General features: G+C 61.5%; 32 protein-coding genes. 20 read left to right on the top strand and 12 right to left on the bottom strand.

Features of this window, described 5'->3' with window-relative positions; all coding sequences use genetic code 11:
• Positions 1-65 precede the first annotated feature (65 nt).
• The 3 genes from LB566_RS19455 to LB566_RS19465 are packed head-to-tail and all read left to right on the top strand — an operon-like array spanning position 66 to position 2,746.
• Positions 66-857 carry a FadR/GntR family transcriptional regulator gene (locus tag LB566_RS19455; RefSeq protein ID WP_224625561.1) on the top strand — a complete coding sequence of 264 codons (792 nt, stop codon included), beginning with the start codon at positions 66-68 and terminating at the stop codon, positions 855-857.
• The gene (locus LB566_RS19460) at positions 850-1,635 is read left to right on the top strand and encodes an SDR family NAD(P)-dependent oxidoreductase (RefSeq protein ID WP_140553395.1); all 786 of its coding nucleotides are present in this window, start codon (positions 850-852) and stop codon (positions 1,633-1,635) included. Before LB566_RS19455 ends, LB566_RS19460 begins: the two co-directional genes overlap by 8 nt.
• Before the next feature lies 1 nt (position 1,636).
• Positions 1,637-2,746: a mannonate dehydratase gene (locus LB566_RS19465; protein WP_224625562.1), complete on the top strand. Its 1,110-nt coding sequence runs from the start codon at positions 1,637-1,639 to the stop codon at positions 2,744-2,746.
• A 93-nt stretch (positions 2,747-2,839) separates the two neighbouring features.
• Here LB566_RS19465 and LB566_RS19470 read toward each other — a convergent pair whose 3' ends face one another.
• Entirely contained in the window at positions 2,840-3,745 is a 906-nt protein-coding gene (locus LB566_RS19470; protein WP_224625573.1) for a DUF1236 domain-containing protein, read from the bottom strand.
• Between the two features lie 182 nt (positions 3,746-3,927).
• Between LB566_RS19470 and LB566_RS19475 the strand changes: the two genes are divergently transcribed.
• Positions 3,928-4,239, top strand: coding sequence for a DUF1236 domain-containing protein (locus LB566_RS19475; protein ID WP_181172634.1), 312 nt, complete (start codon positions 3,928-3,930; stop codon positions 4,237-4,239).
• Positions 4,240-4,375: 136 nt separating this feature from the next.
• On the opposite strand, the gene LB566_RS19480 is transcribed toward LB566_RS19475, so the two are convergent.
• Positions 4,376-4,597, bottom strand: coding sequence for a hypothetical protein (locus tag LB566_RS19480; protein ID WP_140553400.1), 222 nt, complete (start codon positions 4,595-4,597; stop codon positions 4,376-4,378).
• A 239-nt stretch (positions 4,598-4,836) separates the two neighbouring features.
• Between LB566_RS19480 and LB566_RS19485 the strand changes: the two genes are divergently transcribed.
• The 5 genes from LB566_RS19485 (at position 4,837) to LB566_RS19505 (ending at position 7,886) form a co-directional block, all read left to right on the top strand.
• Positions 4,837-5,226: a response regulator gene (locus LB566_RS19485; protein ID WP_224625585.1), complete on the top strand. Its 390-nt coding sequence runs from the start codon at positions 4,837-4,839 to the stop codon at positions 5,224-5,226.
• Positions 5,223-5,996 (top strand): Crp/Fnr family transcriptional regulator, encoded by a 774-nt coding sequence (locus LB566_RS19490; RefSeq protein ID WP_224625597.1) that lies wholly within the window; start codon positions 5,223-5,225, stop codon positions 5,994-5,996. Before LB566_RS19485 ends, LB566_RS19490 begins: the two co-directional genes overlap by 4 nt.
• Positions 5,997-6,093: 97 nt before the next feature.
• Entirely contained in the window at positions 6,094-6,366 is a 273-nt protein-coding gene (locus LB566_RS19495; protein WP_224625598.1) for a hypothetical protein, read from the top strand.
• Between the two features lie 11 nt (positions 6,367-6,377).
• The gene (locus tag LB566_RS19500; RefSeq protein ID WP_224625600.1) at positions 6,378-7,208 is read left to right on the top strand and encodes a sensor histidine kinase; all 831 of its coding nucleotides are present in this window, start codon (positions 6,378-6,380) and stop codon (positions 7,206-7,208) included.
• Positions 7,209-7,457: 249 nt separating this feature from the next.
• Entirely contained in the window at positions 7,458-7,886 is a 429-nt protein-coding gene (locus LB566_RS19505; protein WP_140515225.1) for a hypothetical protein, read from the top strand.
• Positions 7,887-7,967: 81 nt separating this feature from the next.
• On the opposite strand, the gene LB566_RS19510 is transcribed toward LB566_RS19505, so the two are convergent.
• A complete protein-coding gene (locus LB566_RS19510) occupies positions 7,968-8,159 on the bottom strand; it encodes a DUF2934 domain-containing protein (protein WP_224625612.1) in 192 nt (63 codons plus the stop codon).
• A gap of 307 nt (positions 8,160-8,466) precedes the next feature.
• Between LB566_RS19510 and LB566_RS19515 the strand changes: the two genes are divergently transcribed.
• The 7 genes from LB566_RS19515 to LB566_RS19545 all read left to right on the top strand — a co-directional run bounded on the left by LB566_RS19515 (position 8,467) and on the right by LB566_RS19545 (position 13,831).
• Positions 8,467-10,458: an erythromycin esterase family protein gene (locus LB566_RS19515; RefSeq protein WP_224625614.1), complete on the top strand. Its 1,992-nt coding sequence runs from the start codon at positions 8,467-8,469 to the stop codon at positions 10,456-10,458.
• A gap of 29 nt (positions 10,459-10,487) precedes the next feature.
• Positions 10,488-11,153, top strand: a complete 666-nt coding sequence (locus tag LB566_RS19520; protein ID WP_224625617.1) for a dienelactone hydrolase family protein — start codon at positions 10,488-10,490, stop codon at positions 11,151-11,153.
• An 86-nt stretch (positions 11,154-11,239) separates the two neighbouring features.
• Positions 11,240-11,698: a DUF1772 domain-containing protein gene (locus LB566_RS19525; RefSeq protein ID WP_224625618.1), complete on the top strand. Its 459-nt coding sequence runs from the start codon at positions 11,240-11,242 to the stop codon at positions 11,696-11,698.
• A 467-nt stretch (positions 11,699-12,165) separates the two neighbouring features.
• Positions 12,166-12,684: a ferritin-like domain-containing protein gene (locus tag LB566_RS19530; RefSeq protein WP_140553414.1), complete on the top strand. Its 519-nt coding sequence runs from the start codon at positions 12,166-12,168 to the stop codon at positions 12,682-12,684.
• 158 nt (positions 12,685-12,842) lie between these two features.
• Positions 12,843-12,980, top strand: coding sequence for a hypothetical protein (locus LB566_RS19535; protein ID WP_224625620.1), 138 nt, complete (start codon positions 12,843-12,845; stop codon positions 12,978-12,980).
• A 132-nt stretch (positions 12,981-13,112) separates the two neighbouring features.
• Positions 13,113-13,583 carry a YbhB/YbcL family Raf kinase inhibitor-like protein gene (locus LB566_RS19540; RefSeq protein ID WP_224625622.1) on the top strand — a complete coding sequence of 157 codons (471 nt, stop codon included), beginning with the start codon at positions 13,113-13,115 and terminating at the stop codon, positions 13,581-13,583.
• A gap of 86 nt (positions 13,584-13,669) precedes the next feature.
• Positions 13,670-13,831 carry a hypothetical protein gene (locus tag LB566_RS19545; protein WP_224625624.1) on the top strand — a complete coding sequence of 54 codons (162 nt, stop codon included), beginning with the start codon at positions 13,670-13,672 and terminating at the stop codon, positions 13,829-13,831.
• Positions 13,832-13,963: 132 nt separating this feature from the next.
• Here the strand turns inward: LB566_RS19545 and LB566_RS19550 are convergent, their stop codons facing one another.
• Together LB566_RS19550 and LB566_RS19555 are read right to left on the bottom strand one after the other, a co-directional pair.
• The gene (locus LB566_RS19550) at positions 13,964-14,557 is read right to left on the bottom strand and encodes a hypothetical protein (RefSeq protein ID WP_224625626.1); all 594 of its coding nucleotides are present in this window, start codon (positions 14,555-14,557) and stop codon (positions 13,964-13,966) included.
• Positions 14,558-14,578: 21 nt separating this feature from the next.
• A complete protein-coding gene (locus tag LB566_RS19555; RefSeq protein WP_224625628.1) occupies positions 14,579-15,322 on the bottom strand; it encodes a DUF4142 domain-containing protein in 744 nt (247 codons plus the stop codon).
• Positions 15,323-15,520: 198 nt separating this feature from the next.
• Between LB566_RS19555 and LB566_RS19560 the strand changes: the two genes are divergently transcribed.
• On the top strand, positions 15,521-15,850 hold the full coding sequence (locus LB566_RS19560) for a hypothetical protein (RefSeq protein WP_224625630.1): 330 nt from the start codon (positions 15,521-15,523) through the stop codon (positions 15,848-15,850).
• Between the two features lie 83 nt (positions 15,851-15,933).
• On the opposite strand, the gene LB566_RS19565 is transcribed toward LB566_RS19560, so the two are convergent.
• From LB566_RS19565 to LB566_RS19595, 7 genes are all read right to left on the bottom strand, one after another.
• Positions 15,934-16,284: a hypothetical protein gene (locus LB566_RS19565; protein ID WP_224625632.1), complete on the bottom strand. Its 351-nt coding sequence runs from the start codon at positions 16,282-16,284 to the stop codon at positions 15,934-15,936.
• Positions 16,285-16,286: 2 nt separating this feature from the next.
• Positions 16,287-16,646: a hypothetical protein gene (locus LB566_RS19570; RefSeq protein WP_224625643.1), complete on the bottom strand. Its 360-nt coding sequence runs from the start codon at positions 16,644-16,646 to the stop codon at positions 16,287-16,289.
• Entirely contained in the window at positions 16,646-17,866 is a 1,221-nt protein-coding gene (locus LB566_RS19575; RefSeq protein WP_140553427.1) for an Nramp family divalent metal transporter, read from the bottom strand. The genes LB566_RS19570 and LB566_RS19575 overlap by 1 nt, the downstream gene beginning before the upstream one ends.
• Complete coding sequence (locus LB566_RS19580) at positions 17,863-18,396, bottom strand: hypothetical protein (protein WP_224625645.1); 534 nt, start codon at positions 18,394-18,396, stop codon at positions 17,863-17,865. Before LB566_RS19580 ends, LB566_RS19575 begins: the two co-directional genes overlap by 4 nt.
• Positions 18,397-18,725: 329 nt before the next feature.
• Positions 18,726-18,956, bottom strand: a complete 231-nt coding sequence (locus tag LB566_RS19585; RefSeq protein ID WP_224625648.1) for a hypothetical protein — start codon at positions 18,954-18,956, stop codon at positions 18,726-18,728.
• 137 nt (positions 18,957-19,093) lie between these two features.
• Positions 19,094-19,696 carry a diguanylate cyclase gene (locus LB566_RS19590; protein WP_224625650.1) on the bottom strand — a complete coding sequence of 201 codons (603 nt, stop codon included), beginning with the start codon at positions 19,694-19,696 and terminating at the stop codon, positions 19,094-19,096.
• 34 nt (positions 19,697-19,730) lie between these two features.
• Positions 19,731-20,045 (bottom strand): hypothetical protein, encoded by a 315-nt coding sequence (locus tag LB566_RS19595; protein WP_224625661.1) that lies wholly within the window; start codon positions 20,043-20,045, stop codon positions 19,731-19,733.
• Positions 20,046-20,128: 83 nt separating this feature from the next.
• On the opposite strand from LB566_RS19595, the gene LB566_RS19600 reads away from it, so the two are divergent.
• The 3 genes from LB566_RS19600 to LB566_RS19610 all read left to right on the top strand — a co-directional run bounded on the left by LB566_RS19600 (position 20,129) and on the right by LB566_RS19610 (position 25,060).
• Positions 20,129-21,967 (top strand): molybdopterin-dependent oxidoreductase, encoded by a 1,839-nt coding sequence (locus LB566_RS19600; protein ID WP_411910492.1) that lies wholly within the window; start codon positions 20,129-20,131, stop codon positions 21,965-21,967.
• Between the two features lie 1,048 nt (positions 21,968-23,015).
• Positions 23,016-23,801 (top strand): SDR family NAD(P)-dependent oxidoreductase, encoded by a 786-nt coding sequence (locus tag LB566_RS19605; protein ID WP_140553435.1) that lies wholly within the window; start codon positions 23,016-23,018, stop codon positions 23,799-23,801.
• Between the two features lie 80 nt (positions 23,802-23,881).
• Positions 23,882-25,060 carry a zinc-dependent alcohol dehydrogenase gene (locus tag LB566_RS19610; protein WP_224625663.1) on the top strand — a complete coding sequence of 393 codons (1,179 nt, stop codon included), beginning with the start codon at positions 23,882-23,884 and terminating at the stop codon, positions 25,058-25,060.
• The last annotated feature ends 368 nt before the right edge of the window (positions 25,061-25,428 follow it).

Genomic DNA, 25,428 nt, shown 5'->3' on the forward strand with positions numbered 1-25,428 from the left:
GCCATGCAGTTGATTTCCTGCCGATCGAGCCCTAGTCTGGTCCAACAATAGGAAGGAGTTCTGCTGTGGAGCAGGCGAGCCACGATTTGATGGAGGCGGCGGACGAAGCCGGGACCAGCAGTTCCGCCGTCGACCATACCGTTCGGCAGATTCTCGACCTCATTCGCAATCGCGCCCTATCCGTCGGCGACGTGCTGCCCACCGAACGGGAGCTTGGCGAACTGTTCGGCGCCAGCCGCAACACGATACGCGAGGCGCTGCGCACCATCCGCACCTATGGGCTGATCGATCCCAAGCCACGCGTCGGCGCGGTGCTCGCCGATCGCCAGAACGTCGCGATCCAGAATTTTTTCGCCGCGCAGATGGACATATCGAAAACGTCCTTTCACGACATACAAGGATTTCGCCGCATCATCGAAGTGAGCGTCGGCGATCACATCATCCTCAATGCCAGTGCCGCCGAACTTGAAGCCCTGGACGAGGTCAATGGCCTGATCGAGACCAGCAAGGATGTCCAGGAAGCCGCGCAACGCGATTTCGATTTCCATCTGGCGCTGATGAAGCTCGCCGGCAACCGCATGCTGGTGCAGACCTATCAGTTCCTGTCGCCTGTCATCCTGCACATCATGACCGTCGGCAAATCCATCCGGCCGGTGCTGAGCGAAACACGCCACGCACATGGCGAGATCATCGCGGCGCTGCGCGCGCGCGACCGCATTGCCTATTGCTATCTGATGAGCCGGCATCTCGATTTCGGCTTGCGCTTCGTTCCCGACGACCTCGAACACGCCCGTATCTCGGCGGCAAACCCGGTGCAGCCGGGTCCGACATCTTCCAAGGATCTGCATCATGTCTGATTTTGAGAACAAGGTGGCGCTGATCACCGGCACGACCGGCATCGCGCTCGCCACTGCGCGCCGGCTGGCGCAAGGCGGCGCTGCGATCATCGCCTGCGGCATCGACCGGGCGGCCAATGCCGCCATGCAGGAAAGCCTCGCCAAGGCTGGAGCGAATGCGCTGGTGCAAACGGTGGACGTCTCCGTTTCCGACCAAGTGCGCGACGCGGTCGCGGCGGGCGTCGCGAGGTTCGGCGGCATCGACATCATCGTCAATTCGGCGGCGGTCCACCCCTACGGCACGGCGACCACGACCGACTGGGAAACCTGGAACCGGACGATGACGGTCAATGTCGGGTCGATCTACCTGACCGCGCATTTCGGCATTCCCGAAATGATCCGCCGAGGCGGCGGTGCCATCGTCAATGTCGCCTCGGTGCAGGGGTTCGCCTGCCAGCAGAACGTCGCCGCCTATGCCACGACCAAGGGCGCCATTCACACGCTGACGCGCTCGCTGGCGCTCGACTACGCCGCGGCCGGTATCCGGGTGAATTCGGTCAGCCCGGGCTCGATCCGCACGCCAATCCTCGAGAAGGCGGCGCGTGGCGACAATGGCAGCGACGCCGATGTCGAAGAAGCCTACAGGCGCTTCGGCGCCGCCCATCCACTCGGCCGTATCGGCGAGCCGGAGGAAGTGGCGGAGCTCATTGCTTTCCTGTGTTCATCGAAAGCCGGCTTCTGCACCGGCGCTGACTACAAGATCGATGGCGGCCTCACCGCCGGCATCGGCGTCAAGTAGGATGAAGATCGGACTTGGCCTCTATCGCGATTCGCTGACGCCGGAGAACTTCCGCTTTGCCCGGCAGGCCGGCGCGACGCATGTCGTTGCGCATCTGACCAACTATTTTCGCGGCCGCGATCCCTCGCTGTCAGCCGGCACCGACACGGATGGCTGGGGCGATTGTTCGACGGATCGATTGTGGAGCTACGAGGATTTCACCGGGCTGGTGAAGACCGTACGCGACAATGGCCTGGAGATCGCCGGCATTGAAAACCTGTCGCCGCGCTTCTGGTCCGACGTACTGCTCGGCGGCCCCGACAGGGGGAAGCAGCTCGAAGGCCTCAAGCGCCTGGTGCGTGACGCCGGCCGGGCGGGCATTCCCTGCATCGGCTACAACTTCTCGATCGCGGGCGTGTGGGGCTGGCAGCGCGGGCCATTCGCGCGCGGCGACGCTATATCCGTGGGGCTCGATTTGTCCAACATCAATCCCGACCTGCCGCTGCCCGACGGCGTGGTCTGGAATATGCGCTACCGGCCGGGCCGGGCTGGCGCCGCTCCCATCAGGGTCTCGCAAGAAGAACTGTGGGAGCGGCTTGGCGTCTTCCTGCGCGAAATCGTACCGGTGGCCGAAGAGGCCGGCGTCGTGATGGCTGCGCATCCGGACGATCCACCCGCCGAGGCGCTGCGCGGCACGGCGCGCCTCGTCAACCGGCCGCAGAAATATGATCGGCTGATGGATATCGTCGACTCGCCCGCCAACGGGCTGGAGCTCTGCCTCGGCTCGCTGCAGGAGATGCCGCAGACCGAGCAGATCTACAGCCATGTGCGCCGTTTCGCGCGGCGTGGCCGCATCGGTTATATCCATTTCCGCAATGTGCGGGGCAAAGTGCCGAAATATCACGAGACCTTCGTCGACGACGGAGACATCGACATGGCCGAGATCGTGCGCATTCTGCGCGACGAGAATTATCAAGGCGTCATGATACCCGACCACACGCCTGAGATGGCCTGCGACGCTCCATGGCACGCCGGTAAGGCTTTCGCATTGGGCTACATGCGCGCACTGGTGCAGAACGCCGACGCGCTAGGCCCGGTACGAAGCCGGGCACCCGACATGGCAGCGGAATGAGTTAGGGGACGCACGACTGACATTTCGCGCCCGAAGGCGCCACAAAAGCCCACTTTCGATCGAGAGCGGGCTTTTGTTAGTCGGCTTCAGCTCCTAGCTCAGGATAGCGACGATCTCATATGAGTTCGGATCGACAATAACAATCCTGCCATCGGCCAGAAGGAAATATTCATAGCTCTCATAGGCAGGAACGATTTCGACGATCCGGTGCGGAAGCCGATGCAGCCGCACCTTCTGCTTCGGCACTTTCACGCCGACCGAAATGTCCACGTCGAGGTTCGAGACCGGTTCCACCTTCGTCTCCCGGATGACGTTGGTGATTTCGGTCTTCTGCTCGACGGATATATTGTTGATTGAAGCGGTTGAACTCTGGTCGGTCGTCGTACCGGCCTTGCCTTGCGCCTGCTGGTCGGTCGTCGCGCCAGCCTTGCCCTGCGCTTGCTGATCAGTAGTCGTACCGGCCTTGCCTTGGGCTTGCTGATCGGTAGTCGCGCCGGTTTTGCCCTGCGCCTGCTCGTCGGTCTTCATACCGGGCTTGCCTTGCGCCTGCTCATCGGTCTTCACACCCGCCTTGCCCTGGGCTTGCTGATCGGTCTTCACGCCCGCCTTGCCCTGGGCTTGCTGATCGGTCTTCACGCCCGCCTTGCCTTGCGCCTGCTCATCGGTCTTCGCTCCGGCTTTGCCTTGCGCCTGCTCGTCGGTCTTCATGCCGGCCTTGCCTTGCGCCTGCTGATCGGTCTTCACACCCGCCTTGCCTTGCGCCTGCTCATCGGTCTTCACTCCGGCTTTGCCTTGCGCCTGCTCGTCGGTCTTCATGCCGGCCTTGCCTTGCGTCTGCTGCTCGGTGCTGCCGCCCTTCTGGCAATCGGCCGAGCCGGCTGCGCAAGTGTCTGCCCCACCCGATTGGGTCGCCTCGCCCGACTGCTGCTGGGTCTGCGCGATTGCCGCCCCACATCCGAGGGTAAGCGCTAACATGCTGGTGATCAAAGTGGTTCTCATGGGAGGTCTCCTAGGATGGCAGTCCCTTCGCGGCAAAACTTTGCCACCCCGCGATTGTTCCACCGAAGGCTAATATATTCCGGAGCGGATGGAACTGCCGGCATTTTGCGAAGTTCGGCGCATGGGGCGTACCTGCCGAAATGCCGGTGGCGTCGTCGGCTCGGCGCCCTGCGCAACATCTGATGGAGACAGAAGTGGAAAAATATCTACTGGGAACGGCAGTGGGCATCCTGTTTCTTGCGGGGGCCGGAGTGGCCGCGGCGCAAGATGTGGTCATCCAGCCGGAGCAAGAAACCGTTATCAAGGAATATGTGAAGAAGCAGCCGCTGGCCTCGGTCAAGCTGCCCGGCGTGGAGCTCAATATCGGATCCACCGTGCCCGACACGGTCGAACTTCATGAGGTTCCGGATGTGAAATACCGCTACGTCGTGGTCGACAATCGAACAGTTCTGGTCGACCCGGAAACCCGGAAAATCGTTCAGGTCCTTCAATGACCGCATCTTCCAAAGCGCCCGCCCCGGCATGCGTCGAGGCGGGCGACGTGCGTCAGGATTCTGTTTTCATGCTCTGTTTTTCATGCATGTCTTTGTTCCAAAACCAAGGCGTTTTGGACGACATGTATGGGCATGGCTACGACAGCAGGTCAAATGCGATGTTGCGGTGCTTTTGAATTGCTGAGCTGGCAACAATGTCCGCCAGTTCTTTGTCAGAGAGAGTGCATTCTGGCAGTTCGTAACGGATGGCTGACACCGCCTGCGCCGTGGAAATCGGCCATTCGAGATTTCTGCGGGAATTGATGTAGTGATCGACAGCCCGGATCAGTTCCTTCGAGGTCATATCGATCACAGGCATCGGTTCCTCCTCCTCGTTTTTTCCCCCGGTTTTCTCACTGTGTTAACGGACGCCGAAGGCCGCCATCACAATTGTTAAGATGGCGGGCGAAAAGCTGTCGACTCCGAAAAAATAATATACGGCAGGCGGTGGCCCGGGGTTCGCCTCCGGTTGCATCGGTGGAAATAGAACTGGGAGTGCAGCGGGTTGCGGTGTAGTGTCCCAAGTGACGGCCGCTGCAAAGGGAGAGTGCCTGCACCATGGACGGGGAAGCGGCGAAATCAGCCTTTCTGGGCGGGATTCGCGTTTTGATCGTGGAAGACGAATATTTTCTCGCCGATGACCTGCGTAAGGCTCTCGTCACACAAGGGGCGATAGTGCTCGGCCCGGTCGCCACGGCCGAGCCCGCAATCGAATTGCTGAACAGCGGTCAATGCGACTTTGCGATTCTCGATATCAACTTGCGCGGCGAGCAGACATTCGAGATTGCCCGAGAATCGTTGGCGAAAGGCGTTCCGATCGCCTTCGCCACCGGCTATGATCAGACGGCCATTCCAGCAGAGCTCGGCGGTATCAGGCGATTTGAAAAGCCCCTCGAATTCGGTAGCATTGTCGAGTTCGTTGCCGCGACGGCACACGATACGCGATGAACGAGAGAAGCGAGCCGGCGGTTGGCCTGAAAGCGAAGACCTTACGGCACCCGCTTATCCGCAAACTGTCCAATTTCACGGTCCTGTCCCTAGAAGAATGCGACGCCATAGAAAGCGCGACGACAAAGATCGCTGAATTCGCCGCCGGCGATGACGTCATCCAAAGGGGTGACAGGACAGGCGGGGTCAACCTGCTGCTCGAAGGATTTGCCTGCCGCTACAAGATCCTCGAGGACGGTCGACGACAGATCCTTGCCTATTTGGTGCCGGGCGACCTTTGCGATCTTCACGTGTTCCTGCTGCGGCGCATGGACCACTCGATCGGTGCTCTCAGCCGCTCCAAGGTTGCGACGATCCCGCAGAGCGCCATCCTCGGCTTCACCAACAGCTATCCCAATCTTACGCGTGCGCTCTGGTGGACCACGCTGCTCGACGAGGCGATCACCCGCGAATGGGTCGTCAACATCGGCCAGCGGACTGCTTATGAGCGGATGGCTCACCTTTTTTGCGAGCTGTTCCACAGGCTTCACGCAATTGGTGAAACGGCCGGCAAGAGCTATCCCCTACCGGTGACCCAGGCGACCCTGGGCGATACGCTCGGTCTTTCGAACGTGCACATCAACCGTACGCTTCAGGATCTCAGGCGCGACGGCCTCATTTCGTTCAACAACGGCACCGTAACGATCAAGAACTTGGCGAAACTGGAGGCGGCGGCCTTTTTCAGTCCCGATTACCTTCATCTTTTAGACGTCACGGAGCCTTTTGCATGACCAGGCACGGGCTCATCGAGTGGAGCGCAAAATGAAGCATCATAGGGAACCTGGCCGGCTTCTGCCGGTTCGGCGTGACCGGAAGCGGTATTGAGCGATGGCCAAGCGCGATTTGATCGGCGGTTCGGTAGGTACGATCGATCCGCTGGGGGCGATCCTCGATGACATCGCTGGGGAGTTGGCCGCTGCGACCGTCATCCATATTTCCGCCGACGCGGCGATGTTAATGCTGCTACCGGCTCGATGGTATCATTCCCGCCGGCTGAAAACCGCGCGCGACGGCACGAAAGCCAATCCTGGGCGCGTGAGCGCGAGCCAAAGGCCGATGAGACGATGCGCTTGGCACCGCGCATCATCGAGGAACGGTTGAAAGACTGACAGGTGGCTGGAAAAAGACCTCGCAAGAAAGACGTCACGGGTAAATTCTCCCGTCCGCACGGCCTGCCGGCCGAAGAACGCGATGCTTCCGGGTCGATGCGGCTCAGCCATGTCGATGAACAGATGGACGGACGTGACTATCATATCGCCCGGCTCGAAGCCGAACTCCAGGTCACACGCGACGATCTCCAGAAGACGAAGGCATTAGCCGCCGAATTGCAGCACCGCGTTCGCAACACGTTGAGCATCGTCCGTTCGATCGCCCGCCGGTCGGTTGAAAACAGCGACGATGTCGAGGACTATGCCTTTCACCTCGAGGGCCGCATCAATGCGCTTGCACGCACGCACAATGTGCTGATGCGATCGGCCTCGGCCACCGTGCAGCTTGACATGCTCGTCCTTGACGAGCTTGCGTCCCAAGGCGGCCGGACGGAAGATCAGTTCACTATAGATGGCCCGGATATTTCCTTGTCCGGAAAGGCGGCGGAGACCTTGGGCCTGGCGTTCCACGAACTCGCTACCAACTCGATGAAATATGGCGCGCTGTCGGCAGCCGACAAATCAATCAGCGTAAGCTGGAAAGTGGATGGCACGCCCGCCAGACAGGAGCTGAAGATCCGCTGGATCGAGGACCTGCATGGTCCGGCAGCAATACCTGCGCGACGCGGCTTCGGATCCGAGCTGATCGAAAAGGTGGTGCCCTACGAGATCGGCGGAGCTGGCTCGCTGCGCTTCACCGATGCCGAGGTGATCTGCACGATGGATATCCCCCTGTCTAACGAAATTCACCCCAGCAGGAGCCTGGAGGAGCCGCCCGACGATCTCCAGCATTGAAGACCGGCACTCCTGCGCCGAAAGGCGGCCGGGGCCAGGAGCGTGGAGTTGGAAGGGGCTGACCCAACACCGACCGAGGTGGCGCAACGGCCCCGGGTTGCCGAGCTGCCCCCGCACCGGGCTTCAAATTATCAAAATGATGGAACTTCAGCGACAACAAAGAGTTCGGAGCGCGGCGACGGCGAGCGCGCTGTCGTGATCTCGCGACTCACCTTGAAGCGGGAGGAACCTGGATCACAGGAGCTGACCATGAAGTCCCATACACTCGAACAACTACACGCAATCGCGGAAGTTGATACGGTGTGCCCGACAATGACGCGGAACCAACGCCTGGAGCGCTGGGCAAGTCTTCTCGAGCGTCATCCTGAACGGCGCCTCGGAGCGCTTCCGGGCACCGAATATATGAGCCCCGACATGCGCGAAAACGCCTACTGCGTGCAATCCCCCATCAGCGTCGCGTTCGAAGATCCGATACTGCGGGCGCAGGGGCTGGAAGGCGACACCTATGGCGAGGCAAAGCGCTTTTTCGAACTGTCCAACTGGCAGTTGCACAACATCGTCTGTGATTGCCACGTCGGTGCGACCATGAAAGCCGGGTGGGTCGCCGTTCGCGTGCGCGCCGCCATGGGCGAAGGTTTCAATATATTCGCCAGGCTCAGGGCGCTGCTCGGACGTTGACCGAGACGCTATCTCGAATGCGTCGACGGAATGAACAGTCGGTCGACGCATTTTTCCTCCTTGGCGGCAATTGACGTCGCTTCAGGAGCTTCGAGGCTCCGACCCGCTGCCGATGGTCGGATCGGGCGCTACCGGACCGCGCTCGGCTTCCGCTCCTTCCGCCTCTATTTCCTGCACGGCCTGATCCCAATGCTCCTGCTCTCGGCCCTGCGGGCGACCTTCGCGCTCCCAGATCTCGTAGGCTCGTCGCTTTATGAGTTCTTCCTTGTCCATTGGAAACTCCTCCTGCGTGCCCCAATCTCCGGCAGACCGCTTTGTTCCCTCCGGGAACAAGGCAACGCTTTGGAGCGCTCCGGACCAGCCGCCCCGGAGCGACACGGAACCCTTGGGGGATTAGGTCGTTTCCGAGCATCGGCGCGGTGGTGGATGACTTGGAAATGCCCGCCGCCCGAACTCTTGGCGACGAACACGCCAATGATGTGCCTGCGCCACGCATTGCCGCCCTGTGTGGCCTCGGCCAACCAAAGCCGTGCAGCGGGACCCCAAAAGGCGGAAGCGGCGCCAATATGGGCTTGAGATCATGACTATTGTCTTTGCGGATCGTCGCGAGGCCGGACGCGTTCTTGCTGGTAAGCTCGGCCACTTCGCAGCGCGCGATGATGTCACCGTGCTGGCGCTGCCACGCGGCGGCGTGCCTGTCGCCTACGAAGTCGCACAGGCATTGAAGGCACCGCTCGACGTTTTCGTCGTGCGCAAACTCGGCGTTCCCGGTTACGAAGAGTTGGCCATGGGCGCAATCGCGACCTCCGGTGTACGCGTCCTGAACGACGAGATCGTGGAAGGCCTCGCTGTGCCGGCCCACGTCATCGACGCGGTCACTGCCAGCGAGGAGAGGGAGCTTTTACGCCGCGAGCACCTCTATCGCGGCGAGCGGGTGCCGCTCCTTGTTGAGGATCGAATCGCCATTCTCGTGGACGATGGGCTCGCCACTGGGTCGACCATGCGCGCGGCGGTCAGGGCGCTGCGGGAAAAGCGGCCTGCCCGTATCGTTGCGGCCGTTCCGGTCGGCAGTCCCGACACCTGCGAGGCGATGGAGAGCGAGGCCGACGAGGTCGTCTGTGCGACGACGCCGCAGCCGCTCATCGGCGTCGGGCGCTGGTATGAAGACTTCTCCCAAACGAGCGACGACGAGGTCCGCGCCCTTCTCGCCAAGGCGGGGCGAGCAGCCGCACCGTCCAGCCATGATGCGCCGCGGAACACGGCAAGCCGATTGCACAAGCACGTCGTTCGGCTCTCCGGAGACGCGCGAGACTACGACGAGCTTTTGGCAGCGATCGGCGAGGCGCGCTTTGTACTGCTCGGTGAAGCTTCGCATGGCACGCACGAATTCTACGAGGAGCGCGCGCGCATCACGCGGCGGCTGATCGAGGAGAAGGGTTTTGCCGCCGTCGCGATTGAAGCCGACTGGCCCGACACATACCGGGTCAACCGCTATGTCCAGGGAGCAGGCGAGGATGTCGACGCCGAAGAGGCGCTCGCCGATTTCCGGCGCTTCCCAACATGGATGTGGCGGAACAGGGTCGTCGTCGATTTCGTCGAATGGCTGCGCCGGTACAACGAAGCGCCCGGCAGGGCCAATCCGAAAGCCGGGTTCTACGGGCTCGACCTCTATGCCCTGCATAGCGCGATGAAGGCGGTGCTGCGCTATCTCGAAAAGGCCGACCCGGCCGCGGCGGAGATCGCGCGTCGCCGCTATGCCTGTTTCGACCATTTCGGCCCTGACCCGCAGGCTTATGGCTTCATAGCCGGCAATGACGTCGACAAATCTTGCCAGGAGGCTGTGGTCGCACAGTTGGTCGAGATGCTGAAGCAGCGCCCGGCGAAAGCCGAGCCGCGCGAAGGCGCCATCGCGGACGAACTCTTCGCGGCGCAGCAAAACGCCCGCCTGGTGAAGAATGCGGAGGCCTATTATCGCGCCATGTTCCTGGCGCCCGAATCGACCTGGAACCTGCGCGACCGGCACATGGCCGAGACGTTCGAAGCTCTCACCGCTCATCTCGGTCGGCTCGGGCGATCGCCAAAGATCGTGGTTTGGGCGCATAACTCCCATCTCGGCGACGCCAGGGCAACGGACAGGAGCCTGCATGGCGAAATCAACCTAGGACAGCTCATTCGCGAAAAGCATCAGCGCGAGGCCTTCCTCGTCGGCTTCACCACGTATCAAGGAACGGTGACGGCGGCATCGAACTGGGACGGCCCGGCGGAGCGCAAGGCTGTCCGGCCTGCCTTGGCGCGCAGCTATGAGGCGCTGCTGCATGCGGTCCCGGCTGATCGCTTCCAGCTCGATCTGCGCGGCGACGGCGAAGCCCTGCCGCGACGGCTCCTGGAGCGCGCGATCGGCGTCATCTACCGGCCTGAGACCGAACGGGCCAGCCACTACCTCCATGCCGACCTTGCCGCGCAATTCGACATGCTGCTGCATTTCGACGAGACACGGGCGGTCGAGCCGCTGGAGCGCAGCTCCCAATGGGACGCCGGCGAGCTCGCGGAGACCTATCCGTTCGGGGTTTAGGGACCGATCCAATCGAGTTGGAGATCGCCATGGTCTCAGTCCTGAAGACAAACGAGAAGGCCGTGCAGGTCCCCGCCGGCGGCGCAATGCTCGCAGGCAACCTGTCGCTGCCGCGGGAAGCCCGTGGGCTCGTCCTCTTCGCTCACGGCAGCGGCAGTAGCCGGCACAGCCCGCGCAACCGCTATGTGGCCGGACGGTTGAACGAGGCGGAACTCGCCACGTTGCTCGTCGACCTGTTAACGATCGAAGAGGAGCGTATCGACCAGATTACCGCCGAGTTGCGGTTCGACATCCGCTTGCTCGCCGATCGACTGGTTCAGGTTACCGACTGGCTGCACATGTCCGAGGAAACGTCGGCGCTGCGCGTCGGTTATTTCGGCGCGAGCACAGGGGCTGCCGCTGCCCTGATGGCCGCGGCAGAGCGCCCGAAACGAGCGGCCGCCGTCGTCTCGCGCGGCGGGCGTCCGGATCTTGCGGCGCCTGCCCTGCCCCGCGTCCGGGCACCAACGCTGCTCGTGGTCGGTGGCGCAGACACGCAGGTGATCGCGCTCAACCGTTCCGCGTTCGCGGTGCTGCGGTGTGAAAAGGAGCTGGCCATCGTTCCGGCTGCGACGCATCTGTTCGAGGAGCCCGGCGCGCTGGAAGAAGTCGCGGACCTCGCGATCCAATGGTTCCTGCGCCAACTGCCCGCGTGACGCCGGCGCCAACGCCATCGCCTCATCAGAGAGCCAGATCGATTGGGGCGTCGGCGCGTTAAAAATCATTCCGCGGAGAAGGTTCCATGACAGTCAGGGTTCTGCAATTTCTCGCCATTGTCATTTCGGCCCTCGCTCTCATCCCGGCAGGGGCTCATCTCGCCGCTCTTCCCAACAAGATATCTCTGCCGCAACCGGAATATTTCACCGTCCAAGGCATCTATTACGGATGGGCGGTCCTCGGGTTGCTCTGGCCTTCCGCGCTGATCGTGAACGCATTGCTGGCGATCTCCGTGCGCTCACAGGCTTGGCCGTTTTGGCTCGCGCTGCTTGCGGCGCTCTGTTTCGCGATCATGCTTGCGATCTTCGGTGTCTGGACGCTCCCTGCCAACCAGGCGACGCAGAACTGGACGACAGTTCCTGCAAACTGGGAAGCGCTCAGGCGGCAATGGGAATATTCTCATGCGGCAAACACCGCGATTGTATTCGCAGCGCTCTGTCTCACGACGATGTCGGCGCTCTCGTGGCGTCCGGCCGGTCCGTAGACCCTTGCCGGAGCAAGTCTCTTTTCCTCCGGATCATTTGTGCCATCGAGACAGACCAAACAGGCGGGCGTCGCGCCGGACGGCCGAGGAGCGCTCGGCCGCAGCCAAGAAAGCCTCGGAGACGAAAGGCGCTGCCGGCCGGTCCGCCGCCGCACGGAAGGGGGTCCGCACCAAGGGTGCTGCCGGAAGAAGGAAAGCAGCGCAGAAGGCCGCCAGCACGCGTGCCGGCCGAAGCTAGAAGGTCGAAGACCCGCCACGCACTCTCTCCAGCCGGCTGGTGACAGGTAGTTGGACCGCAGCCAGCCTCCAGCGATGCGCACTATGGCGGCTGGGCACAATGCGATCGTGTGAGATACGGCCGTCCTTGTCTTTGTCTCGATCCGGCGGGAACAACGGCCCGTGTTCAAGGTTATGGAAAAGCTGCACCGGTGGTGGAGCTTTCACGACAACCTTAGGGAGACGAAAACATGGCGACTGCGAAGAAGGCGGCGACGAAAGGGCTGGAGGCCCTGTTCCTCGACGGGCTGAAGGACATCTATTACGCCGAAAAGAAAATACTCAAGGCGCTGCCCAAAATGGCCAAGGGCGCCGAGTCCGAGGAGGTCGCGGCGGCTTTCGAGAAACATCGCGTGGAAACCGAAGGCCAGGTCGACCGCCTCGAACAGGTGTTCGAGCTGATGGACAAGCCGGCCCGCGGCAAGACCTGTCCGGCGATCGACGGCATTCTCGAAGAGGGGTCGGAGATTCTCGACGACTATAAGGGCGACCCAGCATTGGATGCAGGACTGGTCGGAGCGGCACAGGCGGTCGAGCACTATGAAATCGCGCGCTACGGCACGTTGATCGCGTGGGCTGAACAGCTTGGCAAGAGCGATGCGGTCAAACTCCTCAACGAGACGCTCAAAGAGGAAATGGCAACCGATGAAGCGCTTACAGGCTTGGGCGAAGGCGGGGTCAATGAGCGCGCCCTTGAGAAAGCCGCTTAACCGCCGGGCAGCCCGGCGCTAAGCGCCTGGCAGCCTTCCTGTCCAGAGCGGGATGCGTTCGAGTTGAATTGCGCGTCTCGCTCTGGATTTGGCTGCCGGGAACCCGCCTCGACAAGACACGTTGCTAAATCATCGAACTTTACAGGAGGATCCGCGCAATGCCGGAAGACCTGTCTCGCGAGGAAGAGCAACGCGGTACCGGAAAGCTCGTCACCTGGGGCGTCGTGATCGCCGCCGTGATTTTTGTTGGCCTGTTGGCCATATTCGTCCTCAAGCCGCTTATGACGGGATCTTAGGATCCTTTCGGCCGCAGCGCTTGAGCCGCGCCGGAACGTGCTCGCTAGCAATTCGATGGTCACAAGCGATTCCGGCACGCTTTGCGGTGCGGGAGTGATGCGATCGAATGTGTCCCTAAAGGAGTGCGAACCATGCCCCTGACGCTCAGCAGTCCCGCCTTTGCCGACGGCGGAGAGATCCCCGAAACCTACACTCGTGGCGGAAAGAACGTATCTCCGCCGCTAAAGTGGTCCGGGGTACCGGACGGCACAAAGAGCCTCGTCCTTGTCGTCCAGGATCCCGACGCGCCGAACGGCACGTTCAGCCATTGGGGGGTGTTCAACGTTTCGCCGGAGGTTCAGGAGTTGCCCGAGGCGGAAAGCGGCAGACCGGGTCCACAGGCCCTCAGGCAAGCGCGGAACGATTTCGGCAACGCCTATTACGACGGCCCTGACCCGCCTGTCGGACACGGTATCCATCACTACCACTTCCGGCTGGCCGCGCTCGACACGCCGAACCTTGCCATCCCCGCGAGCACGGGCGTGGAGCGTATCTGGCAGGAGGCGCAGAAACATTTGATCGAGCAGGCAGAGCTCGTCGGAACCTACGAACGCGCCCGGTGATTGAAGGCAGACTGGTCCAGGTACCGTAGTCGACAAGCGGAACGGTTCTTCTCTCCACCGGTTTGTGACGGGAAAGGAGACGTCCCATGTTTGAAAGTGTCATGTGGCTGATCGTCGTCGCCGGCGGGCCATTGTTATTGGTCGCATTGCTAGCGTATGTCGTCGTCACTCGACGTCGCCGTGGCCCCGCAGAACGCAGAGAAAGCGACCGCGCCACCGATCGGCTTTATCGTCAGGACAAGAACTGACCGCGGCTACCATGGCCCGAAGCAAACTCCGTCAGCAGACCGAATACCCTTGCACATGTCACGGAGATTCGGGCAAGCCACCCGAAGCCAGATAGGACGGCAAGTGCCCCGCTGCCCTGGCGGGTTTGTCCTTCAGGGCCGGTTTGTTGCCCTGCCGCCATCGCGTTCAGGGACGTATTCACCCGCGGTGACGTCAAAACCGGTCCAGCCATCTGCCTCATAGGCTCTGCGGCGTTCCATCAGGTCGACGGCGCTTGACTGACCCAGAATGTCCTCGGCTTCCGGAACAAGCTCATCATCCACCTTGGCCGTCACCAGCGTACCGCCGCGGCGTACGCCCTCTGCATAGACATTTGCATCGTTTTCGGAAACGCCCGAGTCCGTCAGACCGCCAATTATGCCCCCGGCCGCGCCACCTGCTACTGCGCCGGCAACCGCGCCGGCGGCGGTAGCGGCAAGCCATCCGGCCGCGACCACTGGTCCAACGCCCGGAACGGCCATGACACCCAATCCTGTCAGCAAACCGCCGGCGCCGCCGACCACGGCTCCTATACCTGCGCCGCTCGCGGCGTCTTCAGCGGCTTCGGAAGGATTTTGCTCGTACCAGCCATCCGAGTTGTTGGCCATGATGCTGATATTGGAACGTGGCACTCCCGTCGCTTCCAGTTCGCCGACCGCGTCGGCTGCGTCGTCATAGTTGTCGAACAGTGCAGTTACGGTTTTCATTTCGATATCTCCTGATCGTGCTCACTTGCTGTCGGCGACGACGTTGCCCTGGTAGTCGAGCCCGACGGCGACACTTTGGCCCGACTTTGTCGCCTGGCCGCGCCAGATGCCTTGGTCGTCCTTGGCAAGCTTCGACACATTGGAATAGCCGGCATCCTCGATGCGGCTCTTTGCCTGGGTCTCGGTGAAACTATTTGCGCCGGGCACGAGGGCGGCGGCATTGGGTGCATTGGTGGTTTTCACCGCGGGTGTGGTCGCCCCCGTGATGGAGTCCTGGGCGGCGGCGATCTTCTCGATCATCTGCCGATGCATCTTCAAGGTACCGACCGTTTGTTGGGCGAAGGTCTTGAGGGCCGCGTTGTCGCCGTCGCGCGCGTAGCTTTCAAACAGCTTCACGGCATCGGCGTGCGCTTTGCGCTGCATGTCCACGTAGGCCGGATCGATTGGCGGCTGTGCGTTCTGGAGCTTGTCCAGGTCACCTTGATGCTGCGCATCGAGCGCCGTCGGCACTTTCAACTTCTGGTCGCCGGCAATGGTTTCCAGCTTGGCGTTGGCCGCGCCGTGGTCCCGGATCATTGTCTGCGCGAAATTCTTGATGCTTTGGTCCTGGGCTTTGTCCTGGGCGATCTTGCTCGAATCGACTTCGAACTTGCCGCCAATAGCGGCCTTGTCGACGAAATCCTGGGCGCTGTCGGCAGCCAAAGCAGGCATTGCGATAAGCATGGAAGCAGCGGCGAGCAAGGCAAGAAGGTGTCGCGGTTTCATAGGCTTTGTCCTTGTCGATGCGCGATATTACGATGCGTCCTAACAAGCCAAGATGTGCTTTGTTCCGGCGCCGGGCGATGCGCTGCCACCCCCGAGCGAAGGCCCCCACACGCACCCGGACCAACAAACTTTCAACATCAGCACCCACGGCGCGGAACAACAGCGAGCCTGCCGGATTTGATTTCGAGGAGAGAGATCATGGCCAAGATTTCAAATTCCACGCCTGCCGCAGCCAGGGGCGAAGTTCAGGCCGGAGTCACACGGGACAAAACGCCCGGATTCGATCCAGCCATTGCCCCATTCGAGACCGACGCCGAGGCGGCGGACACGCAGAACCCGGTCACTGAGGCAGGTCCGCAACGTTCTTCCCGGCCAAAATTCGAAAACGATGCCAGCTTCGCCAACGCGATGCGGCCGGTGGAGAACGAGCCCGAGTTGCAGCCCCGCAGCAACTGGCCGCTAATGGTGATTGCGGCCGTCGTGCTGATAGCGGCCGCGGTGTTCCTGGCAGCCAGCCTGCTGCGGTAAGGCGCATCATCCTGAGTGCAGACAGCGTCAGACAACCCATAGGCTGAGATCGACCACTTTTTGCGTGGCCGTCGGCCGGGTCATCATCGATCCTGCTTTCCGCGCCGATGAGGTTCGGGTGCGCCCTTCATGCCGGAAAGCTCGGTTGTCGAACATAGCAGCCGCGGCCGTGCGGGATCGGAGATGTCGAGCTTGTCCCAGGGAATACGGTACAGGCCGTCGCGACGGCGCAGCCGGAAGAGGTCCAGCACTGCCGCACCGATGGTCGAGGCCGAGAGACGCTCGAAAGCGGCGTAGATACCGACATGGAATTCGGTAACGACGAAGTCGTCGCCGGCCGGTTCGGCACGTATCTCCTCGATATAGCCGATACTTTTGCCCTGCTGCGAGAGAACGCGTCGGCCGGCCAGATGTTCGAGGTTGACGGTGGACATCATCAAGCTCCCGGAATGCGCCCGATGATATGGTCGCGCAGCCAGTCCTGCCAGGCGAAGATCGACGTCTCGCGCACATCGATATCGAACTGGATGTCGACGCCTATGTCCTGAACCTTGGTCCAGGCGATCCGGTGCGGCTTGCCACGGCGTTTACCGCCCCACGCTGCCGCAAGCTGCGTCATCCAACGCCCGGGCCGCTCCCCGAGGCGGCGCGCAAGGGTGACGGAGCCGAGCTCGACCGCGACGATCCTCGGCGGGTTGCCCCGCCGCAACTCGGCCACCAGCCCGTCGATCTTGCCGATCTTGACCTGCTCGCGGTCGACGATCTGCTTGTCCAGGATGTCGCGCAGCAAATCCATCACGTGCCTCCGAATATCTGCAGGGGAATGGTCACCACGGCGAGCACGAAACCGAGCGCGATGATAAAGATCACCGCGGCATTCGAGACGATACCGTTGCGGTGCTCGCCGACATAGCGTTTGTCGTTCAGCAGAAAAAGGAAAGGAACGACCGTCAACGGCAGGCTGGCCGCGGTCAGCGCCATGGAAAAAATAGTGAGCTTCAGCGGATCGAGGCCAAGCATGATAGGGATGGCGGCCAGAAACAGTGACACCGTGTAGACGGCGCTGAAGCCGGGATCGTCGCGCGGCTTGAGGTCTTCACCCCAATTCCATCCGAAAACTTGCGCCACCAGATAAGCCTGTTGCAGCCCAACCTCGAGAGCGGCACCGAAGCAGGCAATGCCGAGTGAGGCAACGAACAGGACGAACCCCCAGAAGCCGAATATCGGAATCAACATCAACGGCAATTGATGATAGTCGTCGACCTGATCGATGCCGTGCGTTGCAAGCACGAGCGCGGCCACTATCAACACGCCGATCGAAATGGCGCCGCCGAAGGTCATGCCCAGTCCGGCGATGGCCCGATTGGTTCCGAGATAGCTTCTGTCCCACTGGTCCTCGATCGCCCCCGAGGAATAGAACATGAACAGGTAAGGCGATATCGAAGCGCCGAGAATGCTCACCGCCATGAACCAGTAGTTCGCCGCGTCGTGGGCCGGCAGCGTGGGCACCGCACCGGACGCGACAGCTGTCCAATCGGGCTTCAGCATCACCGCTGCGACCACGAAGCACAGCGTCACAAGGCCGAGCATCGACACGCCTTTCTCGATCAGTCCGAACGTGCCTTTCCACAGCAACAACCATGCCATCAAAGCCACCGGTAAAGCCCACCATTGAAAGCCGATTCCGGTGGCGAGCTCGAGCGCGATGGCAACACCACCGATCTCGGCGGACAGCACCATGAAATTGACCAACAGGGCGGCAAGCAAAGGCCAGAGCGAAACGTTGAAGCCAAATCTTTCCCGGATCCCGTCGGAGATCGTGTGATGGCTCACGGCGGCAAACCGGCCGGCCATCTCGACCAGAAAGATGATGCAGATGGTGCCGAGAACGACCGCCCAGATCAACTGAAACCCGAAGGCCGCACCTGCCTGGGCCGCCGTCGCCATTGATCCGACTTCCAGGAAGCCGCCAACACTGGTGACGATGCCCAGCGATATTTCCAAGAGCTTCTTCATGGCTTCGGCGCGAAATATCGGGTGTACGCGTCGGCCAGAACGCGCGTGGCCGTCCGAATATCCTCTTGAGCCTCCTGCACCTGCGGGCGGCGGTCCGCTTGCAGTCCCGCACGGGCGCGGTCAACCGCAATCGACAAATCCTTGACCGCCGCCGCCAACGCAGCTTGCTCGGCAGGCTCAGCCGTTGTGGTCGATCGGATCTTGGCGTCGATGTCGGCCAGCGTGGTGCCGGCCGATTGCAGCGTGCCAGAAGCGTATGCGGTGGGGGCCGCTCCCGCAGACCAGGCATCAAGCGTCATCGATACGGTCCGCGCTGTGGAGGCGGCAGTTCGTGATTGCTGCTCGATCTGGTCGGACGACGAGCATGCGGTCGACATGGCCATGAGCAACAGCAGACACGCGCTGTCGCGGCCAAGGCGATAGCCGCTAAGGATTAGAGCCGGCGTTGGATCCGCCACACGAATGACCTCCCCCACCGACGAAACCATGTTCGGCGTAATTTGATCTAGCGCGCCCGCCCGGCCCGTCAACCGAGGCCACCGAACGAGCAACGGAGTGCAAGCCATGTCGGCCCTGACAGGTGCCAAGCGGCCGCGGCAGAACCGGCTCGAGCGGAACAAAGCCTCGATAGCCGGATTAACGAGGAGGCGGCTGGGCGGTTCGACTTCCGCCCTGATCGTTCGTGCCGCGAGAATGGTCAACTGGCAGGGAAAGGACCCCTCAATGCCCCGTCTCATTGCCTGGATAGCCATCGTGGTGATTGTGCTTGTTGCGGCTTGGATATGGTTCGGGCGCGATACATCGGGCAGCGGGGGCGGCAGCCAACCCGCGCCTCATGCGATAGACCAGAACGGGTAGTTCAGTCTGGATGATCCTGCTCGGCCCCGCTCCGCTCGACCTTGTACTCGTGAATCAGGCCTAGGATCTGAGCCTTGACCGTCTCGCGCGCCTCAGGTTGGACGAAAGGCATCAGCCGTTCGACAAGTTCGCCGACCGTCTGCGGGAGATCTGCGGCGGAATCGGTAAGCTGGCTGCCATGTTCATAGACATTGTCCGTCAATTTCTTGTCGAGGTCGGATAGAAATCCCATCGTCGCACTCCCCATAGCTGCTGCCCGCTTCCTCGTGCTCAATGGCCGGCCCGGCAGAAATGTTCCGCACAGGACGCTGGCGTTACGGACCGGCCGGATATTTGATGCCGGCGGGAAGGGGGTTGCCGGCAATCGCATCAACGCAATGTCGTCTGGCCCGGATCCCCTCGCTTGGCTTTGGACGGGATCAGCCTGCCGGCATTGGCCCGCAATCCCCTGACGAACTCCTCCAGATAGGGAAGCAGTTCGAAAAGCAGGATCACGGCCATCACACAGGCAATGTAGGTCACCGGCAGTTGCTGCGATTTCCAGACAAGTTCGAAGCGCGCGGTTTCCGTCCCTGCCCCGAACAGAGCAAGGAACTGTTCCCAGTGGAGGGAAATGACGCTGACCAGTCCCATCAGCGGGATCATCTCCAGGAAGCTGTGAACGTGCTGCTCGATCGGCGTGACGGTGCGGGCCGTGGTGGCGTAGCTGACGTCCCACATCGCCGTCGCCTCGTGGATGAGGAAAGTGACGATCATGATGAGGATGATCAGGGCATTAACGTCAAGAAACATGGCGGCCAGCAAAGGTATTCCGACCTCGGCGAACATCAGAAGGTGGATCAAGGATTCCTTGGCGCCCGTCGTCGATTCGATGTGAGAGGCGCGATGGCAGAGCCAATCGGCAAATCCGGCGGCCAACCAGACCGGCAGCAGGAAATACATCAAAATCAGCACGGTGGGGTCTGACAGCATGACATCCTTTCGCGAGTGGCCCCGTTCGAGGTGGCTATTGCTGCCCCGGCATTTCGGTGTTTTCCTGGGGATTTTTCCGGACGCCCGCGGCTGGGGAAGTATCCGTCGGCGCGTTACCGCCCTGGTTCTGTTCAGGCGCCCGCGTCAGCGGCGAAGTATTCCAGCCCATATCGGCGTAGAGAAAGCCTATGAGAAAGCCGATGATGATGATGGCGGCTATCACGAGCGAAAGCACTGCATTGCGTCGCACCATTGCCAGGCTCCCTTCCCAAGCCGAACAGCCGATCACGAAAATAGTTCCCAAAACCAGCCGCGATCGCACCTCGGTCGCGTCGGCTTCGACACGCAAGATTCGACGCCAACACTGCACGGAGCCGCGGGAACAATCGGTGACGGGCGAGGTTCGGTATTGGTTCTTCAAGGACGATCTCGATGAAACCTGCCGTAACCGACCGTATCGAAACAAAAAAATACAATCATCCCACGGGCGGATGGGGATCCCTGAGGTCATTGGTCCGCAAGGCATACGGCGAAGGCCTCCTGATGTCGGGCATATGGAGCACGCTGCTCAAGCAGAACAAGGCCGATGGCTACATGTGCATTTCCTGTTCATGGGCCAAGCCGGCCGATCCGCGGCCCTTCGAGTTCTGCGAAAATGGCGCCAAGGCGACCATGTGGGATCAGACGAAGCTGCGTTGCGGGCCGGATTTCTTCGCACGACATTCGGTCACCGAACTGCTCGACTGGCCGGATCGTGACCTCGAAAAACAGGGCAGGCTTACGGATCCCCTGCGCTACAATGCCGTCACCGACCGCTATGAACCGGTTTCCTGGGATGACGCATTCCTTGAGATCGGCATGGAGCTTCGGCGGCTCGATCCGAAATCGGTCGTCTTCTACACGTCCGGTCGGGCCTCGCTGGAGGCTTCGTTCATGTATCAGCTCTTTGCGCGTATCTACGGCTCATCGAACCTGCCCGATTCTTCCAACATGTGCCACGAATCGACCTCGGTCGGGCTGCCCGAATCGATCGGCTCGCCGGTTGGAACCGTGCAGCTCGAAGACTTCTCCCAGTGCGACATGATGTTCTTCTTCGGCCACAACACCGGGGTAACGGCGCCGCGGCTCCTGCATCCGCTGCAAGAGGCTCGCCAGCGTGGGGTGCCGGTATTCACCTTCAATCCCTTGCCGGAAAGGGGGCTGAAGCGCTTCAAGAATCCGCAAGATCCCCTTGAAATGCTGTCGCCGGGCCCCGGCACGAAGATGTCCAGCGACTTTTTTCAGGTCCGCAGCGGTGGCGATATCGCCGCTATGACCGGCATCGCCAAGGCGGTGCTGGCGCTAGACGACGCGGCACGGGAAAGCGGGGATCCGCGTGTCCTCGACGTCGATTTCATTGCCGAGCACACGGATGGTTTTGCCGAATTCGAAGCTTACCTGCGGGCCGCCAGGTGGGAGGACATCGTCAGGCGCTCGGGAATTGCGCAGGCGGATCTCGAACATGTTGCCGAGGTCTACAGCCGCTCTAAGGCGGTGATCGGCAATTACGGCATGGGTTTGACACAGCACCGGCACGGTACCGAGAACGTCCAGATGCTATGCAATCTGCTGCTGATGCGTGGCAACATGGGAAAGCCCGGTGCCGGCATTGGGCTGCATGTCGAAGTCGCCACCAAGCTCAACCGCAGCCATCTCCTGCCAGGGGCGGTGACCTATCTGCTGCCCTGCCTGTCGCGGCTGGAAAGGGACCAACAGGCGAGCGGCGACCAGACCGTTTCGATGGAGGACTCCACCGCCTGTATCCACGGCTCCTTCGGTTCGCGTCCCCCGGCTTCACCGCATCTGCTTTCCGAACCGAAGATCGTGGCGGAACTGGCCAAGGCCACCGTATCGGGGGTGAGTTCGATCCCGTGGGATAAATGGGTCGCCGATTATTCCCTTATCCGCGATGAGATCGAGCGTTGCTACCCGCAGCATTTTCGTGAGTTCAACAAGCGGTTCCTGACGCCGGGAGGCTTTCACCGCGATATCAAGGCGTCGAAACGGGTCTGGGAGACGCCGAACAAGAAAGCCAATTTCAAGCTGCCGACAACGCTTGAAACAGACCCGGACATCGATGTTTCGGGCCACAATGTGCTGACGCTGATAACGGTGCGCTCCAACGACCAGTTCAATACCACCGTCTATGGGTACAATGACAGACTGCGCGGCATACACGGCACACGCATGGTCCTGTTGATGAACGAGGCCGATATCCAGCGCTTCGGTTGAGCGCCGGGCAGGAAGTTGATCTGGAGGCCCATGCCGATGACGGCGTGGAGCGGCGGGTTCGAGGTTTGCGCATCACCCCCTACTCCGTGCCCGAAGGCAACTGCGCCGGTTATTATCCGGAACTCAATCCCCTGGTTCCTCTGTGGCACCGGGCCAAGAAGGCTCACGTCCCCGCCGTAAAGTCGGTTCCCGTCAGAATTGTTGCCAGGGAACCCAAAACGAGAAGCTCGGCGCGCCACTAAAGCAACCCAAGAAAAGTGTGTACGGCTTTCCCGGGAAAAGCGCGGTGCGCTTTCCCCTAGGAATTGCGCAAAAACAACAACATAGAGTGGTTAGCCGTTTCCGCAGACGATGAACTGCTCTATGGCGGTCCCAGTCTGGTGGGCCAGGCCGGTAGCTAGCCGCCAGCCGGCTTAGGGGATGCCGGCTGGGCCGGTTGGGTGCCTTGCTGATCTCCGCCGGTGGTGGTTTGTGGGGTGGGGTTCGTGTCGGTTGTGGGGTTTTTGTCAACCGGCTGACTGTTCGTATCCGCTTTGGATTTGTCGGGATCGGGATTGTTGCACCCGGCCAGACAGACCAGTGCCAGCATCAGCAACACGGCTCTCATATCGATACTCCTTCGGTGGGAGATGGCGAAGCAGCCTGCCAAGCTTCCATCCGGTCGAATCGCACCGAAAGCCCCTGCCTGGCCGCGCTTCTGGCCAACATGCGATCCAGTTCGGCATCTTCGATCGGGCTGCGCATCACCTCACGAATGGCCCTGCAAGCCAGCTCCGTCGACACGAAATCATATCGCCTGCTCCTGGTCAGCACATATTGCTCGACCAGCATTTTCACACGCCGGAGCGCGATCTTATCAGCATGTTGCATCATGTTCCTCCTGCACGCGCCGAACTGCGGGACCAACCGGTTGTTCCCGCCCGAATTCCGAAAATCCATCGCCCGGCCAGGAGCAGAAGTCAGACTCCCGGCAGGCGCCGACCGGACGATACCGATCCACGGAACAATCATCTCCTCTGCTGGTTCGGCCGGCACGACGGAGGAAATCATGGCGGACGCAAAACTCGCAGTGGTCACCGGCGCCTCGAGCGGCATAGGCAAGGAACTTGCGAAACTCTGCGCGAAGGACGGCTACGATCTCGTCGTTGCGGCTGATGAACCGGCAATCCAGCAGGCCGCCGAGGCACTCGGCTCACATAATATCGGAGTCGAAGCCGTCGAGGCCGATCTCGCGACCGTCGAAGGCGTGGATCGGCTGATCTCCCGAATTGGCGAGCGTGACATCGACCTGCTGTTTCTCAACGCTGGACGCGGGCTCGGCAATGGCTTCGTCGACCAGGACTGGAGGAAGATCCGGCGCATCATCGACACCAATATCACCGGAACGGTGTATCTGGCGCATGAACTCGGCGCCAAGATGGCTCGCCGCGGGCGCGGGCGCATTCTTTTCACCGGGTCGATCGCCGGTTTCATGCCCGGGACTTTCCAAGCCGTCTACAATGGCACCAAGGCATTCATCGATTCCTTCGCGATCGCCTTGCGTCACGAATTGCAGGACACCGGCGTCACGGTGACCGTGTTGATGCCCGGCGCCACGCAGACACGCTTCTTCGAACGCGCCGAGATGATGGACACCAAGGTCGGCACCGACGAGAAGGACAATCCGGCCGACGTTGCCAAGGCCGGCTACGAAGCAATGATGACTGGCGAAGAACAGGTGGTCAGCGGCTGGAAGAACAAGCTGCAGGTCGCCGCTGCGCATGTCACGCCAGCAGGTACGCTGGCCGAACAGCACCGCGAGATGGCGGCGCCGGGCTCGGCGTCCCAGGACTGATCGGCGGCATCTTCGGCGCCACGCACGAGAAACGCGCGTTTCACCGATGAAACGCGCCCTCGAAACTCAGGAGCAACATCGTGAAAGCCCTTACATGGCACGGCAAAGGCGACATACGCTGCGACCAAGTGGCCGATCCCGTCATCGAGGATGACCGCGACGTGATCATCAAGGTTACCTGCTGCGCCATATGCGGCTCCGACCTCCACCTGATGAACGGTTACATGCCGACGATGAAATCGGGCGACGTGCTTGGCCACGAGACGATGGGCGAAGTGGTGGAGGTTGGTCAGGGCCATTCGAAGTTCAAGAAGGGTGACCGGGTGGTGGTGCCGTTCAACATTTCCTGCGGCGAGTGCTGGTTTTGCCAGAACGGGCTGTTTTCGCTTTGCGACCGCTCGAATCCCAACGCAAAACAGGCCGCCGAAGCGATCGGGCAATCGCCGGCCGGCCTTTTCGGATATTCGCATCTTGTCGGCGGCTATTGGGGCGGACAAGCGGAATATCTGCGGGTTCCGTTCGCCGATGTCGGTCCGATCAAGGTGCCGGAGGGAATGGAAGATGAACAGGTGCTGTTTCTCTCCGACATCTTCCCGACCGGCTACATGGCGGCAGAGAACGCCGGCATCGAGCCGGGCGATACGGTCGCGATATGGGGTTGCGGCCCGGTTGGCCAATTCGCCATCCAGAGCGCGTGGATGCTCGGCGCCGGCCGTGTCATCGCCATCGACAAGGTGCCGGAGCGGCTGGCCATGGCGCGTGAACACGGCAAAGCCGAGACGCTCGACTTCAGCAATTCCAATATCTACGACGCACTGATGGCGATGACCGACGGCCGCGGCCCGGATCGCTGCATCGACTGCGTCGGCACTGAATCCGACCCCGGCGCGAGCGCCGACGCCATGCTCGACAAGGTGAAGGCCGCCGTCTATCTCGGCACCGATCGGCCGCATGTGCTGCGAGAGGCGATCTATTGCTGCCGCAAGGGCGGCACCATCTCGGTTCCCGGCGTCTACATCGGCCTGGTCGATCACATCCCGTTCGGCGCCGCGATGAACAAGGGGCTGACCTTTCGAATGGGCCAAACCCATACCCAGCGCTATCTCGAACCACTTCTGGCCAAGGTCCAGAATGGCGAGATCGACCCGTCCTTCGTCATCACCCACAGAGCCGAGCTCGAAGCCGGGCCGGACCTCTACAAGACCTTCCGCGACAAGCAGGATGGTTGCATCAAGGTGGTTATGCGGCCGCATGGTTGAGATGTCGCGGTTCCAGAGGCAAGAGCTATCTCATTCCCGGCATCCGTTGGACGCCCGCCCGATCGACATTGGCAGTTCGGAACCTTCTGCTGTGCCGGCGATTGACCCGCTGAGTTCGATTCAGAAGAAGGGCGCCACCATGGCCAACGAGAATTCTCGCTCGAAACCCGTCATTCGGTCTCCGAACACCGATGGTTTGCCACACCCGAGGCGAGACGCCGGTGATACGGACGCAGGGGCGAAATCGCCGACGCCGAAGACTGCCGGAGGATCTCACCCTTCAGCCCCTCCCCTGGACAATCCCACAGCCAATCGAAATGCCGGTCGTCCCCGTCAGCCCAGCATGACTCCGCGACCGACGGACAAGC

It is taken from the genome of Mesorhizobium sp. CA13, from assembly GCF_020165235.1.
GTDB lineage: Bacteria > Pseudomonadota > Alphaproteobacteria > Rhizobiales > Rhizobiaceae > Mesorhizobium.

Coding starts and splice junctions, on each gene's coding strand:
- LB566_RS19460 (WP_140553395.1), top strand. CDS start 850: ATGTCTGATTTTGAGAACAAGGTGGCGCTGATCACCGGCACGACCGGC.
- LB566_RS19465 (WP_224625562.1), top strand. CDS start 1,637: ATGAAGATCGGACTTGGCCTCTATCGCGATTCGCTGACGCCGGAGAAC.
- LB566_RS19470 (WP_224625573.1), bottom strand. CDS start 3,745: ATGAGAACCACTTTGATCACCAGCATGTTAGCGCTTACCCTCGGATGT.
- LB566_RS19475 (WP_181172634.1), top strand. CDS start 3,928: ATGGAGACAGAAGTGGAAAAATATCTACTGGGAACGGCAGTGGGCATC.
- LB566_RS19480 (WP_140553400.1), bottom strand. CDS start 4,597: ATGCCTGTGATCGATATGACCTCGAAGGAACTGATCCGGGCTGTCGAT.
- LB566_RS19485 (WP_224625585.1), top strand. CDS start 4,837: ATGGACGGGGAAGCGGCGAAATCAGCCTTTCTGGGCGGGATTCGCGTT.
- LB566_RS19490 (WP_224625597.1), top strand. CDS start 5,223: ATGAACGAGAGAAGCGAGCCGGCGGTTGGCCTGAAAGCGAAGACCTTA.
- LB566_RS19495 (WP_224625598.1), top strand. CDS start 6,094: ATGGCCAAGCGCGATTTGATCGGCGGTTCGGTAGGTACGATCGATCCG.
- LB566_RS19505 (WP_140515225.1), top strand. CDS start 7,458: ATGAAGTCCCATACACTCGAACAACTACACGCAATCGCGGAAGTTGAT.
- LB566_RS19510 (WP_224625612.1), bottom strand. CDS start 8,159: ATGGACAAGGAAGAACTCATAAAGCGACGAGCCTACGAGATCTGGGAG.
- LB566_RS19515 (WP_224625614.1), top strand. CDS start 8,467: ATGACTATTGTCTTTGCGGATCGTCGCGAGGCCGGACGCGTTCTTGCT.
- LB566_RS19520 (WP_224625617.1), top strand. CDS start 10,488: ATGGTCTCAGTCCTGAAGACAAACGAGAAGGCCGTGCAGGTCCCCGCC.
- LB566_RS19525 (WP_224625618.1), top strand. CDS start 11,240: ATGACAGTCAGGGTTCTGCAATTTCTCGCCATTGTCATTTCGGCCCTC.
- LB566_RS19530 (WP_140553414.1), top strand. CDS start 12,166: ATGGCGACTGCGAAGAAGGCGGCGACGAAAGGGCTGGAGGCCCTGTTC.
- LB566_RS19535 (WP_224625620.1), top strand. CDS start 12,843: ATGCCGGAAGACCTGTCTCGCGAGGAAGAGCAACGCGGTACCGGAAAG.
- LB566_RS19540 (WP_224625622.1), top strand. CDS start 13,113: ATGCCCCTGACGCTCAGCAGTCCCGCCTTTGCCGACGGCGGAGAGATC.
- LB566_RS19545 (WP_224625624.1), top strand. CDS start 13,670: ATGTTTGAAAGTGTCATGTGGCTGATCGTCGTCGCCGGCGGGCCATTG.
- LB566_RS19550 (WP_224625626.1), bottom strand. CDS start 14,557: ATGAAAACCGTAACTGCACTGTTCGACAACTATGACGACGCAGCCGAC.
- LB566_RS19555 (WP_224625628.1), bottom strand. CDS start 15,322: ATGAAACCGCGACACCTTCTTGCCTTGCTCGCCGCTGCTTCCATGCTT.
- LB566_RS19560 (WP_224625630.1), top strand. CDS start 15,521: ATGGCCAAGATTTCAAATTCCACGCCTGCCGCAGCCAGGGGCGAAGTT.
- LB566_RS19565 (WP_224625632.1), bottom strand. CDS start 16,284: ATGTCCACCGTCAACCTCGAACATCTGGCCGGCCGACGCGTTCTCTCG.
- LB566_RS19570 (WP_224625643.1), bottom strand. CDS start 16,646: ATGGATTTGCTGCGCGACATCCTGGACAAGCAGATCGTCGACCGCGAG.
- LB566_RS19575 (WP_140553427.1), bottom strand. CDS start 17,866: ATGAAGAAGCTCTTGGAAATATCGCTGGGCATCGTCACCAGTGTTGGC.
- LB566_RS19585 (WP_224625648.1), bottom strand. CDS start 18,956: ATGGGATTTCTATCCGACCTCGACAAGAAATTGACGGACAATGTCTAT.
- LB566_RS19590 (WP_224625650.1), bottom strand. CDS start 19,696: ATGCTGTCAGACCCCACCGTGCTGATTTTGATGTATTTCCTGCTGCCG.
- LB566_RS19600 (WP_411910492.1), top strand. CDS start 20,129: ATGAAACCTGCCGTAACCGACCGTATCGAAACAAAAAAATACAATCAT.
- LB566_RS19605 (WP_140553435.1), top strand. CDS start 23,016: ATGGCGGACGCAAAACTCGCAGTGGTCACCGGCGCCTCGAGCGGCATA.